This is a genomic window from Paenibacillus medicaginis (assembly GCF_042138635.1).
Taxonomy (GTDB): Bacteria; Bacillota; Bacilli; order Paenibacillales; family Paenibacillaceae; genus Paenibacillus; species Paenibacillus medicaginis.
The window spans coordinates 1-13936 of record NZ_JBHIRY010000037.1 but is presented as its reverse complement, the minus strand read 5'-3'; the positions used below and the strand labels follow the sequence as shown (position 1 = coordinate 13936).

Below are 13936 nucleotides of genomic sequence, written 5' to 3'. Positions count from 1 at the left end.
ATATGACAAAGATGTAAAGTGTCCCATTGTCAAAGTATATTCGTAAAGGGGTTGCCACATGCTTTTTTGGCTGGTGATTGCGCTGCTGATTTTTATTTTTCAGGTCGGAACGATCCTGCTTCTTGAATTCCGCAATCCTTCCAAGGCGGTAGCCTGGCTCTTTATCCTGTTCTGCTTCCCTCTGGTCGGATTCGTCGTCTATTATTTCATGGCCGAGGATTATAAAAAACGCAAGTTCATGCGCCGCAGAGGTTCCCGCTTATTCGAGGAACTCAAAGACCGCCTCTGGAAGCAGACCAAGGTGATCGAGCATCCTGAACAAATGGAGAATCCCGGCTTCGCCAATCAGGAGCGCTTGTTCAACCTGCTCTCCCGCTTGTCGGAGGGACCTATCACAGGCTGCAATGCAACGAGCATACTGACGAACGGGGAAGAAGCTTTTCCCGACATGCTGCAGGCGATGGAGCGCGCACAGCATCACATTCATATCGAGTTTTACATCTTCCGCAATGATGAAATCGGTACGCGTTTTCAGCAGGTTTTAATGCGCAAGGCACGGGAGGGGATTAAGGTGCGCTTTGTAGCGGACGGGCTGGGAAGCTACCATCTGCCCCGCTCCTTTGTCCGTGACTGCCGGGAAGCAGGGGTGGAATTTTATTTTTTTCTGCCTCCGCTCATCGCGACCCTTGACCGGCGGGTGAATTACCGGAATCATCGTAAAATTGTAGTGGTGGATGGTGTCGTTGGCTTTGTCGGCGGTATCAATGTCGGGAATGATTATTTGGGGCTCTATCCGAAGCATGGCTTCTGGCGGGACACCCACATCAGGATTGAGGGGGATGGGGTCTATATTTTGCAAAACACATTCCTCGGCGACTGGCAGCTTGCTTCCGGGGAGAGGATTACCGATGAAAGCCTGTTCCCTCCACACCAATGTCAGGGAAATGAGCAGGTGCAGGTACTGGCCAGCGGTCCTGATCAGGATTGGGATGCGATCCAGGAAATGTGCTTCGGGGCCCTGTCTGTCGCCCAAAGCAGGATATGGCTGACCACCCCGTACTTCATCCCGGACCCCAGTATTTATGAAGCGCTCAAGACGGCTGCCGTCAGCGGTGTGGACGTGCGGATCATTATTCCGTTCAAATCGGATTCCGTATTGGTGCAGCTTGCTTCCTTATCCTATGTTGAGGAACTGCTTGAGGCGGGGGTAAGGTTCTATCAATACCGTAAAGGCTTTATCCATGCCAAGGTGATGATTGTGGATGAACTGCTGGCTTCCGTAGGAACGGCCAATCTGGACATGCGCAGCTTCTTTTATAACTTCGAGCTGACTGCCGTGCTGTTTTCGGGCGAGGCCATTAAACGGTTGGTGCAGGACTTCGAGGAGGACTTGCAGCACTCCAGTCCCATTGATTACGAAGAGTTTTCCAACCGGCCAAAAACCCGAAAGGCAGCTGAAATGTTAACCCGCATGCTGTCCCCGCTCCTTTAAAGGCTGAAATGGCTTGAATTTGACGGGAAAGCGGGCTTTTTTGTTGTTTATCTGCTCCCTGCTGACTTTTTTGCCATGGATCAAACATTATGTGATATACTATACATAAGTTAATGATGCTGCGAAGAAGGGGCTTGTTAAAATAAGCCCCCTTTTTTATCCATTAATATGTAAATTATTCCATATAAATTTGGGGGGAAGGATGATGGAAACCATCGAAAAGCAACAAGTCGCAGCATTGGAAAAAAGGCTTCCGGTCAGTCGTAAAAATAAAATCAAGAAACTGCTGCGGCGGATTTCTTTTATAACGCTTGGAGCGGCGCTCATGGCGGTCGCGCTTGAAATTTTTCTTGTGCCCAACGGGGTTATTGATGGGGGCATTACCGGTGTATCCATTATGTTTTCGGAATTATTTCAGCTCCCGCTCGGTATTTTTCTATTTCTTCTTAATCTGCCCTTTCTTATTTTGGGGTACAAACAAATCGGAAAGACCTTTGCGCTCTCTACACTGCTTGGTGTAGTCATCATGTCCATCGGCACGACCCTGCTTCATCCGGTTCCGGCGTTGACGCCGGGTGAACCGTTGCTGGGCTCTATTTTCGGAGGGGTGATTCTCGGGGTTGGCGTCGGACTTGTCATCCGTTCAGGCGGTTCACTCGATGGCACGGAGATCGTGGCGATTATCGTCAGTGAGAAAACGCCCTTCTCGGTGGGTGAAATCGTGCTGTTCGTGAACGTGTTCATTCTGGGCAGTGCGGGCTTCGTCTTCGGATGGCCTAACGCACTTTATTCCATGATTGCCTATTATATTGCCATGAAGATGATCGACATTACGATTGAGGGTCTGGACCAGTCCAAGTCCGTATGGATCATCAGTGATAAATACCGGGATATCGGCGATGCGCTGACCGACCGGCTGGGCCGTGGTGTCACCTATCTGGAGGGTGAAGGCGGCTTTACCGGTGAAAGCAAAAAGGTGATTTTCGTAGTCATTACCCGGCTTGAAGAAGCGAAGCTGAAATCCATCGTAGAAGATTGGGACCCCCATGCCTTTGTTGCGATCGGCAATATTCATGATGTTAAGGGTGGAAGATTTAAGAAAAAGGGAATTCATTAGCGAAGCTAAATTATAAGGCAAAGCCCGTCCCCTGACCGCATTTCAGGGGGCTTTTTTTCTGCCCGAACACTAAAGAGGCAGTTCAAAAAATGATGTTGTGATTTAAGAAAAATTTTATTTTTAACCTCATTTCTTCTTTAATAGTTTTCTTTATCCTACAAGCATACGAAGGATTAGGAGGAAGCTGAAGGATGAAGAAATGGTTTTTTTGTATTATCATTTTGTTGCTGCTGGGCTACGGATTTACGAAGTTGAAGACGGGCATGACCAGCCTGTCCGATGAATTGGAGCCTTTTGCCGTAAGCATAGACAATTCTGAAGAGGTTTCGCAATCGGATGGGGATGGGTTTACAATAAAAGTGACGAAAGAAATGATATTCCACGGGGATCTGCTGCTCGTCAACAAGGACCATCCCGTTCCGGAAGGGCTAACCCCCGAGTCGGAAGCGGTGAGTCTGGTCAAGAACCCCGAACTGATCGATGGATTCGGCGTGCTTGATAACACGGTTCTGCTATCGCCCCGGCTAGTGGACAAATTTCATACCATGATCAAGGCCGCTGCAGAGGAAGGGGTCAATCATTTCTTGATCAGCAGCGGTTATCGGAGCGAAGACAAGCAGGACGAGCTGTATCGCGATATGGGATCGGAATACGCCCTGCCGGCAGGGTATAGCGAGCACAACCTCGGTTTATCGATGGATATCGGCTCCTCACAGGCGGATATGAATCAGGCCCCGGAAGGGAAATGGCTGAAAGATAATTCCTGGAAATATGGATTTATTCTGCGCTATCCCGAGGATAAAACAGCAATGACGGGCATTCAATTCGAGCCATGGCATTTCCGTTACGTCGGTTTGCCGCACAGCGCGATCATGCAGGAGCAGAACCTTGTCCTGGAACAGTACCTGGATTTACTGAAACGGCAGAAGTCGGTGAGTATCACGCTCGAGGGAGAAAACTATAAAGTCTTTTACTTTCCGGTAATCGAAGATAATACGATCACCGTGCCTGCGCGAGGAAAATACGAGATTTCCGGCAATAATGAGGACGGTGTTATCATTACAGTACGAGAATAACCGGGCAGGATGAATACGAAAATCGGGATGGTGACGACAATGGGGATGAAGACGAATACGAGCGTGAATATTAACAATATGAATGCGGGAATGAGCAAGAATACCGTAACAAGATCGGATGCTAGGGCGAGAGGCCGCCTGAGCGTGCTAAGCCTTCGAGCTCTGCTCGTCCTTTATATATATGTGTTGGTCAAAATCATCTTATTGAAGTTTCATTCCCTGGATTTGGGTTTTCTCTGGGGCCAGCTGTTGACCGGCCTGCAGCATCCCGGTTTGATCGCGCAGCAGTTGCATACAGGCAATTTGGTCCCCTTCTGGGAAATCTCCAGATCGCTGCGTTCGTTAACGGACCATACTTTACTTAATCTGTTCGGAAATGTGGCGATTTTTATCCCTTTGGGTATTTTGCTGGGACTGATGTTCAAAAAAGAAGGCATGCCAGGGATAAAAATATGCATCTGTGCGTTTTTCTTAAGCTTGGGACTGGAAACCGCCCAACTCCTGTTCAGAATTGGACAATTCGACGTTGATGACATTTTGCTGAATACCGCCGGAGGACTTCTTGGTTTTGTGATATACCGAATCCATGCCGGACTGATGAAACCGTCCCCTTCGGTTATACTTGTCTCTGAAAAGGAGCGAACGCCGTGAAACCTATCACTATCCTGATTGCTGATGACGAGGCGGAAATCGCCGACCTGATCGAACTGCATCTGGCCAGAGAGGGCTACCGTTGCCTAAAAGCCGCTGACGGACAAGAGGCTCTCGACGCGATTCGGACGCAGTCTGTGGATTTGGCGATTTTGGATATCATGATGCCCAGGATCGACGGGTACGAGGTGACCCGGCGAATCCGCGAGCAGCATCATCTGCCGATTATTTTTCTTAGCGCCAAGGCGACCGACCTGGATAAGATCACCGGTCTGGTTCGTGGTGCCGACGATTACATGACCAAACCGTTTAACCCGATGGAACTGGTGGCCAGGGTGAATGCCCAATTGCGACGGTTCATTCAGTTGAACCCGTCGATGGCGGCTTCGGCGGATGCGTCCGTGCTTGAGGCCGGGGGGCTCGTGATCCATCCCGAGCAGCGGACCGTGTTTCTGTACGGCAAACCGGTGGAGCTTAGGCCAAAGGAATTCGATATTTTGATGCTGCTGGCCAGCCATCCGAAGAAGGTATTCAGCTCAGAGCATATTTTTCAACAAGTTTGGGGAGAGGCGTATTATGAAGGCGGAAATACTGTGATGGTACATATCCGTACTCTGCGCAAGAAGCTTGGGGAGGACCAGCACAAGGACAAGCTGATCAAAACCGTCTGGGGAGTAGGTTATACATTCAATGGCTAAACCCAAATTCCGCAGCTTCCGCTTTCATATGATCCGGCTGTTCGGGCTCAGTATGTTGTTGTCTGCTGGTACTACTTTTCTGATCTACTTGGCGCTGCAGCAATATTACCATACGTTGTACCGCGAAGATCCGATGTTCGAAGTCCGGGAAACCATCAGAGAGATCGGCGATATTAACGTGTTCCTGCTCCTTTTTTTTCCGATTTCGTTTTTCTACTTCTATCTGCTAACCCGGCGTTATGTTGCTTATTTCCGGGAGATTTCCCGCGGGATCAACCAATTGGCCGGGGGCGACTTCTCCCATCGGGTCCATATCCCGTCCAATGATGAAATCGGGGACATTGCCCGGGATATCAACCTGGCCAGCGAAAAGCTGCAGCAGGCGGTGGAACGGGGGGATTTCGCCGAGAACAGCAAGGAACAGCTGGTGCTGAACCTGGCTCATGATTTGCGGACTCCGTTGACTTCCGTCATCGGGTATTTGGATTTCATCCTTCAGGGCAAGGATTTGACCGCAGAGCAGATGAAGCATTACATGACGATTGCCTACACCAAATCGCAGCGGCTGGAGAAGCTGATCGACGAACTGTTCGAGATAACGCGAATGAATTACGGCAAGCTGAGGATCAATCGCAACCCGCTTGACCTGAGCGAGCTGCTGACCCAATTAACCGAAGAGATGTATCCCGTATTTGAAAAAGGTGAGCTGAAAGCGCGCCTTGATGCTGCGCCGCAGCTGATGACTTCCGGAGACGGCGATCTGCTCGCACGTGTGTTCGAGAACCTGTTGTCCAATGCTGTCCGTTATGGCAAGGACGGCGAATACATCGATATTTACGGTCGCCTGGAGGAAGATCGGGTTGTTGTTCAAGTCGTCAATTACGGCGATGCCATCCCTGCGGACGAGCTTCCTTATGTGTTCGACATGTTTTTTACCGGGGATCGTGCCCGCACCCATCAGGAGGGAAGCACCGGGCTTGGCCTGTTTATCGCCAAGAACATTGTAGAGCAGCACGAAGGCGCCATATCGGTGCATAGCGATCTCATCCGTACCGAATTCGAGGTGCGTTTGCCGTATTTGTCATCATCGACGAAAGAGCCAGATCTTTTAAGAGAAAGTTAATATTTATCCCACTTCTTATTTTAACAGTCTGTCTTATACTTAGAGCATGAACGACAGGAGACTGGAAGACGAAGAAGCGGGTTTTTGTCGTTTAAGGTTACAAAAATGTGTTTTTTTAGAACTTTATCTACCGTGACCTCTTCACTTACAATATCTAAGGAGAAGGGATTCATTATTTTTCCATCCTCTCGTCATGAGAGGGTGTGAGAGGAAATAAGAGCATGATCAAAGGGAGGTTTCATGATGAAAGAGAAAACGGCTGCCCTGCTGCTTGTTGTTTCTTTATCCGCCGCTTTGGCCGGAGAAGTAAAAGCAGCGTCAGGGAGCAATCAGCAGCCGCAGCCATCGAATGCGGAAGTAAATGCGCCTGCCCAACAGGGGGAAGTCCAGCTTACCCTGGAGCAGGCCGTAGCTCTGGCAGAGGCTAATAACGAGCTGTTGAGAAGTTCGACACGGGACGTGGATCGCAAAGGGATTACATTGCAGGAGGCAGTGGAAGACCTGGGGTATATCTCACCTTATGATGTCGACGGGAGCGTTGATGCCTCGGAGAGCAATCCGCGCTGGAAGAGTTATACTTCGGCCAATGAGGCTTATCTTACGGCTGTAAGGCATGCCAAGTTTGCCAAGGATAAGGTCTACTTCTCGGTCATGAAAAGCTATCAGGCCGTTTATGTTGCGGAAAACAATGTTGAAACCGCTCAACAACAGCTGGAGCTTGCACGGGCCAAAGAGCGCATCGCTGCCGCCAAATCATCCCGTGGTCTCATGGCACAAAATGAATATGATGATGCCGCACACAGCCGGATGGAAGCGGAGGAAACTGTCAGGCAGCGCAGCTTGGAGCTGCAAAAGGCGTATGATGCGTTAAATACGCTGATAGGCAAGCCCAAGGGCACAACATATACTTTGGAGAACCCGCCAGAGTACCGTAAGCCCGTTAAACTGGATATCGAGGCCCATATCAGCAAGCTCGTGGAGGACAGCCCGGAGATTATTGACCTGAAGGAAGCGGTCAAGAACAGTGAATGGAATATCAGATACGATAATTTCCAGGGCAGTGAGTCTGATAAAAAGCTGAAGCGTATGGATCTGGAAGAGGCCAATGAGCGCTTGACGAAAGGGAAGGAAGATTTTGCTGAATCGTTGAGAACGGCCTACAGCACGCTGATGGACAAGGGCCAGGAATACATACGATTGAAGGAAAATTATGATATTGCCCAAAAAGCGCTGGAGCTGTCCCGCAAGAAATGGGATAGAGGCATGATCGTTCAATCTGAGCTGGTGGAGAGCCGCTTGAATGCCGACCAGCTCCGCCGTCAGCTTGAGGAATTGGTGATCGAGATAAGCCAGCTGGAATATACGCTGAATAAGCCGTGGAGTGTCTAGGAGGGACAGGCTGTGAGTGAAATCGTTGCTAACGATGCAATCGTGGATTGGAAAAAGAAACGGAGAAGGAAATGGATCATTCGGACCGTTATTGTGCTTGCATTATGCGGAGCGGGAGCGGTGGTATACTGGCAGTGGCCTGAAGAAGAAGTAGTGGCCGTGCCTCAGAACGAGACGCTGAAGGTGGAGCGCGGGGACGTCACGGAGACATTAGACGCCACGGGGACGGTCAAAGCGTCGAAGGAGGTTAACCTTAACTTCACAGGCGAAAGCACCGATAAGCTGGCAGCGGTCAATGTCGCGCCAGGGGACCGGGTCAAGGCCGGACAGGTACTGGCCCGTCTTGATGATACGGAGGCCCGCAATCAGGCACAGAGCGCGGCGGACGACCTGGCTATGGCCAAAAACAAACTGGAGGAGGCTCTTAAAGGGCCAAAGCCGGAGGAAGTGGAAATCCAGCAGGTCAGTGTGCAGCGTGCGAAGACGGAGCTGGAAAGAGCCAAGCAGAACTTTGATATTGAGGAGGCCCAGAGCCAGAAAGAGCAGTCCTCCAAGCAGCTCGAACAGGCCCGTAAGACTTATGATGACCAGAAATTTCTGCTGGAAGAAGGGGCTGTTCCCGCCAATGAAATGGAGCAGGCTGAGCAGACACTGGAAAAGGCCGAACAGGACTATAAAGCGCAAGAGAGGAACATGCGCAAGATTGAAAATCAACAGAAGCAAGCGATCGAGGATGCGGAAATATCGTACCGGCAGGCGATGGCTGAGCTGAAAAAAATTCAGACTCCTACAGATGATTCCACGATTGAGGCGGCGCGGATTGAGGTACGGCGGGCCGAAACCGTGCTGAAACAAAAACAGGACAGTCTGACAAAGCTGGAAATCAAGGCCCCGTGGGACGGTGTAATCCTGAAAGTAAACGGCGACGTAGGGACAAGCCCGACGGCTCCGTTCATTGTGATGAACAACGCGAGCGCCAACAATTTGATGATTGCAGCCAAAATCGGACAAAGCGATATCGTTAAGGTGCAGACAGGCTTGAAGGCAATATTTCGTACCAACGCTTATCCTGGTGAGGAGTTTCAGGGAGAGGTGAAGTTTGTATCGCCTGAACCGTCCACCGAGGATGGGAGCACCGCTTATCCGATTGAGCTGTCTGTCAAGAACCCCGATGGCAAGCTGAAAACCGGGATGGTCATGGAAATATCCATCTTACTGGGCACGCATAAAGACGTGCTGTTCGTTCCGGCCATGGCGATCCGCTCCGAGGGAGGACAGGACGGCGTATACGTGGCGTCCAATCCGGCAGCTCCGGAGTCTTATGAATTTGTGCCGATTGAGCAGGGCTTTTACACTCCTGACCGGGTTGAACTGAAGTCCGGCGTAAAGGAAGGGGATGTGGTGGTGATCCCTGCGCCTGCTGCGATGCCGGTCGACCCTATGATGGGAGGTGCGGCTGGATGAGCCGCGTCATTGACATTCAGCATGTCCGCAAAACCTATAGGGTAGGCGGTCAGGAAATTCATGCCCTGCATGATGTGAACCTTTCCATTGAGCAGGGGGAATATGTCGCCATCATGGGTCCGTCGGGATCGGGAAAATCCACGATCATGAACGTGCTCGGCTGTCTGGATCTGCCGGACTCCGGAGAGTTTTATCTGGATGGATATCCGGTACTGGGTGCCAAGCCTTATGAGCTGGCCCTGATTCGCAACCGCAAGATCGGTTTCGTATTTCAAAAATTTCATTTGCTGTCCCGTTCCACCTCGCTGGCAAATGTCGAGCTGCCGATGATTTATGCCGGGGTGCCTGCAAGGGAGCGGAAGCGGCGGGCGGCTGAGGCGCTTATTCATGTAGGGCTTGGGGACCGGCTGAAGAACAAGCCGAACGAGCTGTCCGGGGGACAGCAGCAGCGTGTATCCATCGCCCGTGCGCTTGTGAACGATCCGGTCATTCTGTTGGCGGACGAGCCGACAGGCGCGCTGGATTCCCGCACGACCGTGGAGATTATGGACATCTTTCAGCGGTTGAATGATCAGGGGATCACGATCGTTCTCGTGACACATGATGCGGAGGTGGCAGCATGTGCCAAGCGCCTGATCTATTTCCGGGACGGACGGATCGAGAAGGATGAGCGGATTACCCCGCGCAGAATGTCGGCAGAGGAAGTGAACGCATGAACCTGCTGGAAACGCTGAAGATGTCCTTTTCCAGTCTGAAAAGCAATAAGCTGCGCTCGTTGCTGACCATGCTCGGCATCATTATCGGGGTTGCGGCGGTCATTGCCATTGCGGCGATCGGCAAGGGCTCCAATGCCCAGATCACCTCACAGATTAATAATATGGGCAATAATTTGATCATGATTTACCCATTTTACCAATATGATGAAGCGAATGGCACCCAATTTGTGGAGCCGCCGGAATTCACCCTGGAGGATGTGGCCGCATTGGAGCAGCTCGGATCCGTTGCCGATGTGGCTCCGAGCGGGACGAGCAGTGCTGATGTCGTCTGGAACAGACAAAAGGTGAATCTGCAAATCGAAGGCACTTCGGCCTCATTTGCGAGCGTGCAAAAGCTTTTCTTCACGGCTGGCAGAACCTTCACGAATTATGAGGTGGAAAAAGGGATGAACGTGGCCATCATCGGGTCGCAGGCTGCCAGTGACCTGTTCGGGGAAAACAGCGCCAATGCGGTTGGGGAAACGGTATTGATTAACAATCTGCCATTTAAAATTGTAGGCTTGCTGTCGAATAAAAACTCCATGATGAACAACAGTGCCAACCAGATCTACATTCCGATCACGGCCGGCATGGAGCGGATGAGCCATATGAGCATTCAGCAATTGAATGTTTCCGCTGCGGCACCCGAATTAATGGATAGTGCGCGTGCTGAAATTACGCAGAAGCTGCGGACCAGGCATATGATCAAGGAAGGGGAGCCGGACGACTTTCAAATGATGAGCCAGACCGACTATCTGCAGATGACTACCGGCGTTGATAGTACCATGAATCTGCTGATTATCGGAGTGGCCGGGATTGCGTTGCTCGTGGGCGGGGTGGGTATTATGAATATGATGCTGATGGCCGTTACGGAACGGACCAGGGAAATCGGAATCCGCAAGGCCATCGGAGCTCAGCGCGGCGATATTATGCTGCAATTTCTGATGGAAGCGGTATTCATCAGTCTGCTTGGCGGCATCCTCGGCGTGCTCGGCGGAATCGGGGCGGCCAGGCTGCTGAACAGCATGGCACAGATGCCGATCGTATATACGGTTGAGCCGGTTCTGTATTCATTCCTGAGCTGTATGGCTGTTGGCATCCTGTTCGGAGTTATTCCCGCCCTTAAAGCCTCGCGCCTGAAACCGATCGATGCTTTGAGATATGAGTAAAGGAAGGCAGCAGAGCCTGAACTTTAAAAACCTGTACGGTCATTGGATCTGTACAGGTTTTTGGCCGTTCAAATAGTCCAATAACGGGCGAATCGGCTGTGGAGGAACCATGCTGATCAGGTCCCCTATCCGCTGCAGCCGTTCTCCAATATTGAGCAGATGATAATCCTTGGGGGATACATCCCGCCGAACCTCCTCCCATGTTAGGGGAGTGGATACCGTAGCGCCTGTTCTGGCGCGCGGAGTATAGGGGGCGGCCAGCGTTTTTCCATGATAGTGCTGAAGATAGTCGAAATAAATACAGGTGCCGCGGTCCTTTTTGAGCCTTTCCAGTGTGAACAGAGACGGATGTTTCTCGGTTACGTATTTTCCGACAAAATGGCCAACGCTCCGCAGTTCGTCGAATGTAATGCCTTCAGTTACGGGGACGATAATCTGTACACCTGTAGCGCCAGAGGTTTTGGGAATCGATTGCAGGCCGAGCGAAGCCAGCACTTCTCCCACGATGCTTGCAGCTTCCATGATTCGCGGTTCCTCTTCGACCGAGGGGTCCAGGTCAATCATCCATTCACAGGGGAGCGGACTGCCTGCCTTATGGAGGGAAGGATGGAACTCCAGTGCAGCCTGATTGCCGAGCCAAAGCAGCTGCGGCAGTTCATTCAACACCATATAATCGATCCCTTGATGGACATAGCTTTTGACGAAGTCAGGTCTCGGCTCAGGCACGTTTTTCTGGTAAAAGAAATCGCCGTGAATACCGTGCGGCCAGCGGATCACGGTCAATAGGCGGCCACGACAGTAAGGCAGCAGGTAAGGCGCCAGAACGGCAAGCCTGGTCAAATAAATTGCTTTGGTAATCCCGGCTTCCGGCCATAACGGCTTGTCCGGATTGGTGATGGTGATTTCACGCCCTTCGATCATTATGCTGCCTTTCACCGTTCTGGCCATACGGGAGCCTCCTTACTTGCTTGTTTTTCTGGCCACGTTTTTTCGCTTGGGATCAGCAGGTGGTGCTTCGCCGGCAGCGGCTCTGGCCGGGGCGGCTGGCTTTTTGGCAGTACGCTTGCGGCCTGGAGACGGACCCGGATCAGGTGTTATGGGTTTAACCGCCTCAATGCTGGCTTGCAGTGCAGCCATCAAGTCCACAACATTCGTCTGCGGTTTGGCCGGAGCGATTTTAACCTCTTCCCCCGCTACTTTATGTGAGATGAGATCCAGTAGCCGTGCGCGGTATTCATCTGTATATTTTTCAGGGTCAAATTCAGTGGAAAGCTGCTCAATCAGCATTTTGGCCATCGACAGTTCTTTTTCATTAACTGCTGTCGTTCCGGGAAGATTGGGAACCTGCGAAATAGGCCTGATTTCATCCGGATAAAATATCGTCTCGATGGCAAGGCAGCCTTCCAGCACCCGAATGGCCGCCAGACTGCTCTTGGAGCGGATGGAGATTTGGGCGATGCCGATCTTGCCGGTATCCTGCATGGCATTAAGCAGCAGGCTGTATGCATTGGCGCCGGCTTGATCCGGGGACAGGTAATATGTTTTCTGAAAATAAATCGGATCAATATCGGTCAAATTGACGAAGTCCAGAATCGTGATGTTTTTGTTGCCCTGTTCGGAAATTTGCTCAAGCTCCTCTTTTTCGAACATGACAAAACGGCCCTTCTCATATTCGTAACCTTTGCCGATTTCCTCCCACTCGACCTCTTTGTCGCAAACGGGGCACTTTCGTACATAAGTTAGCGGACTGCCGCACTCCTTGTGAATGTAACGCATGGAAATATCCTTGTCCTCTGTTGCGGAAAACATTTTGACAGGAACATGGACAAGGCCGAAGCTGATCGCTCCTTTCCAGACGGTATGCATCGTTGATCACCTTCCTTTGTTAGCGGCTGTATACTGCGCAATACGTAGTATGCGTAGCATGGCATTTTGTATGTAGCGCATGGCGGGGTTCGCTTTGGCGCATAGTAACAAGGAGCATGGATACGGAGAAAATGATCTGATGCCAGATAAAAGGAGATTTTGCAGCAAAGGAGGAATAGGTTATGGACGCCCAGCGTGCCAAAGCCATCTTGGACTCACCGGAAATGATTGCGGTCAAGCTTGAGGGAGAACCGGTGTGGATTGAGCATGTGGATGTGGAGAACGGCATGGCGACCGTGCAGGTAGGATCGAATCCTGTCAACACGCAAACGGTCAAAACCGCCCGGCTGGAGGAAAAATAAAGCCTGACAGGGAAGAGCCGCTCGCCGTTTTACCGGCAGAGCGGTTCTTTTTGTCATTAAGGCTGCTTATCCCTTTTCTTGCGGCAAAGTACAGAAGGGCTATATAATAAAGAACAAGTTGCAAGGCCTGAGGGGCCGCCGAGAGGTAGGCATATACAATGATAGAGGAATATTTCACATATTTGGCGAAAGGTGTTGCTGATACGGAGCGGCTGGCGGCGGCATTGGCCGCCCGGTCGTCCGCAGGCTCCGTGATTGTGCTGGACGGTGAGCTGGGCGCGGGAAAAACCGCGTTTTCCAAAGCGTTCGCCAGACATCTCGGGGTAGAAGAAGTGGTGAACAGCCCGACTTTTACCCTGATTAAGGAGTACGAAGGCCGTTTGCCCCTATACCATATGGACGTTTATCGGATCGATGAGGATGAGGCGGGTGAGCTCGGCCTGGATGAATATTTTTACGGCACAGGCGTTTGTCTGGTGGAATGGGGGAGCCTGATTCCGTCTCTCCTGCCTGAGGAGCGTCTGCACATCGTCATTGAAGCGACAGCCTTGCCGGATGAACGGTTGATTCATCTGACAGGCTGTGGCGAAATGTATGGCGAATGGTGCCGGAGTTTGCGAGAGAATGGAGTAGAATGATGTCAACAACTCATGACTCAAGTCACGAGCTTGTCTCTGCCTACTTCGTAGACAGTGCCTGCGCTTCGCACAAGCCTTTTAGACTTATTCCTAACCAGTAGTGCAAACGCACCTTATGGTGCTCCTACCTTAGCGT

Annotated in this window: 14 protein-coding genes; 12 read left to right on the top strand and 2 right to left on the bottom strand. The window is 51.2% G+C overall.

Features of this window, described 5'->3' with window-relative positions; translation table 11 throughout:
• Positions 1–58: 58 nt before the first annotated feature.
• The 10 genes from cls to ACE5LO_RS24250 all read left to right on the top strand — a co-directional run bounded on the left by cls (position 59) and on the right by ACE5LO_RS24250 (position 10934).
• A complete protein-coding gene (gene cls, locus ACE5LO_RS24295; protein WP_375522517.1) occupies positions 59–1492 on the top strand; it encodes a cardiolipin synthase in 1434 nt (477 codons plus the stop codon).
• Between the two features lie 205 nt (positions 1493–1697).
• Positions 1698–2609: a YitT family protein gene (locus ACE5LO_RS24290; protein WP_375522516.1), complete on the top strand. Its 912-nt coding sequence runs from the start codon at positions 1698–1700 to the stop codon at positions 2607–2609.
• A gap of 191 nt (positions 2610–2800) precedes the next feature.
• Entirely contained in the window at positions 2801–3685 is an 885-nt protein-coding gene (locus ACE5LO_RS24285; protein ID WP_375522515.1) for a M15 family metallopeptidase, read from the top strand.
• A 9-nt stretch (positions 3686–3694) separates the two neighbouring features.
• A complete protein-coding gene (locus ACE5LO_RS24280; RefSeq protein ID WP_375522514.1) occupies positions 3695–4336 on the top strand; it encodes a VanZ family protein in 642 nt (213 codons plus the stop codon).
• A complete protein-coding gene (locus ACE5LO_RS24275) occupies positions 4333–5034 on the top strand; it encodes a response regulator transcription factor (protein WP_375522513.1) in 702 nt (233 codons plus the stop codon). Before ACE5LO_RS24280 ends, ACE5LO_RS24275 begins: the two co-directional genes overlap by 4 nt.
• Positions 5027–6157 carry a sensor histidine kinase gene (locus tag ACE5LO_RS24270; protein ID WP_375522512.1) on the top strand — a complete coding sequence of 377 codons (1131 nt, stop codon included), beginning with the start codon at positions 5027–5029 and terminating at the stop codon, positions 6155–6157. Before ACE5LO_RS24275 ends, ACE5LO_RS24270 begins: the two co-directional genes overlap by 8 nt.
• Before the next feature lie 240 nt (positions 6158–6397).
• Positions 6398–7546 (top strand): TolC family protein, encoded by a 1149-nt coding sequence (locus ACE5LO_RS24265; protein ID WP_375522511.1) that lies wholly within the window; start codon positions 6398–6400, stop codon positions 7544–7546.
• A gap of 12 nt (positions 7547–7558) precedes the next feature.
• Positions 7559–9010, top strand: a complete 1452-nt coding sequence (locus ACE5LO_RS24260; protein WP_375522510.1) for an efflux RND transporter periplasmic adaptor subunit — start codon at positions 7559–7561, stop codon at positions 9008–9010.
• Positions 9007–9726: an ABC transporter ATP-binding protein gene (locus ACE5LO_RS24255; RefSeq protein WP_375522509.1), complete on the top strand. Its 720-nt coding sequence runs from the start codon at positions 9007–9009 to the stop codon at positions 9724–9726. The genes ACE5LO_RS24260 and ACE5LO_RS24255 overlap by 4 nt, the downstream gene beginning before the upstream one ends.
• Entirely contained in the window at positions 9723–10934 is a 1212-nt protein-coding gene (locus tag ACE5LO_RS24250) for an ABC transporter permease (RefSeq protein ID WP_375522508.1), read from the top strand. The genes ACE5LO_RS24255 and ACE5LO_RS24250 overlap by 4 nt, the downstream gene beginning before the upstream one ends.
• 39 nt (positions 10935–10973) lie before the next feature.
• On the opposite strand, the gene ligD is transcribed toward ACE5LO_RS24250, so the two are convergent.
• Entirely contained in the window at positions 10974–11882 is a 909-nt protein-coding gene (gene ligD, locus ACE5LO_RS24245) for a non-homologous end-joining DNA ligase (protein ID WP_375522507.1), read from the bottom strand.
• A 12-nt stretch (positions 11883–11894) separates the two neighbouring features.
• The gene (ku, locus tag ACE5LO_RS24240) at positions 11895–12800 is read right to left on the bottom strand and encodes a non-homologous end joining protein Ku (protein WP_375522506.1); all 906 of its coding nucleotides are present in this window, start codon (positions 12798–12800) and stop codon (positions 11895–11897) included.
• Positions 12801–12982: 182 nt separating this feature from the next.
• On the opposite strand from ku, the gene ACE5LO_RS24235 reads away from it, so the two are divergent.
• Both ACE5LO_RS24235 and tsaE read left to right on the top strand, forming a co-directional pair.
• Positions 12983–13162, top strand: coding sequence for an H-type small acid-soluble spore protein (locus ACE5LO_RS24235; protein WP_375354984.1), 180 nt, complete (start codon positions 12983–12985; stop codon positions 13160–13162).
• Between the two features lie 158 nt (positions 13163–13320).
• Complete coding sequence (tsaE, locus tag ACE5LO_RS24230) at positions 13321–13800, top strand: tRNA (adenosine(37)-N6)-threonylcarbamoyltransferase complex ATPase subunit type 1 TsaE (RefSeq protein ID WP_375522505.1); 480 nt, start codon at positions 13321–13323, stop codon at positions 13798–13800.
• Positions 13801–13936: the final 136 nt, after the last annotated feature.

Excerpts from the sequence above, each read along its gene's own strand:
- ACE5LO_RS24285 (WP_375522515.1), top strand. The coding sequence starts at position 2,801 with ATGAAGAAATGGTTTTTTTGTATTATCATTTTGTTGCTGCTGGGCTAC.
- ACE5LO_RS24290 (WP_375522516.1), top strand. The coding sequence starts at position 1,698 with ATGGAAACCATCGAAAAGCAACAAGTCGCAGCATTGGAAAAAAGGCTT.
- ACE5LO_RS24250 (WP_375522508.1), top strand. The coding sequence starts at position 9,723 with ATGAACCTGCTGGAAACGCTGAAGATGTCCTTTTCCAGTCTGAAAAGC.
- ACE5LO_RS24280 (WP_375522514.1), top strand. The coding sequence starts at position 3,695 with ATGAATACGAAAATCGGGATGGTGACGACAATGGGGATGAAGACGAAT.
- ACE5LO_RS24255 (WP_375522509.1), top strand. The coding sequence starts at position 9,007 with ATGAGCCGCGTCATTGACATTCAGCATGTCCGCAAAACCTATAGGGTA.
- ACE5LO_RS24235 (WP_375354984.1), top strand. The coding sequence starts at position 12,983 with ATGGACGCCCAGCGTGCCAAAGCCATCTTGGACTCACCGGAAATGATT.
- cls (WP_375522517.1), top strand. The coding sequence starts at position 59 with ATGCTTTTTTGGCTGGTGATTGCGCTGCTGATTTTTATTTTTCAGGTC.
- tsaE (WP_375522505.1), top strand. The coding sequence starts at position 13,321 with ATGATAGAGGAATATTTCACATATTTGGCGAAAGGTGTTGCTGATACG.
- ACE5LO_RS24265 (WP_375522511.1), top strand. The coding sequence starts at position 6,398 with ATGATGAAAGAGAAAACGGCTGCCCTGCTGCTTGTTGTTTCTTTATCC.
- ACE5LO_RS24270 (WP_375522512.1), top strand. The coding sequence starts at position 5,027 with ATGGCTAAACCCAAATTCCGCAGCTTCCGCTTTCATATGATCCGGCTG.
- ku (WP_375522506.1), bottom strand. The coding sequence starts at position 12,800 with ATGCATACCGTCTGGAAAGGAGCGATCAGCTTCGGCCTTGTCCATGTT.
- ligD (WP_375522507.1), bottom strand. The coding sequence starts at position 11,882 with ATGGCCAGAACGGTGAAAGGCAGCATAATGATCGAAGGGCGTGAAATC.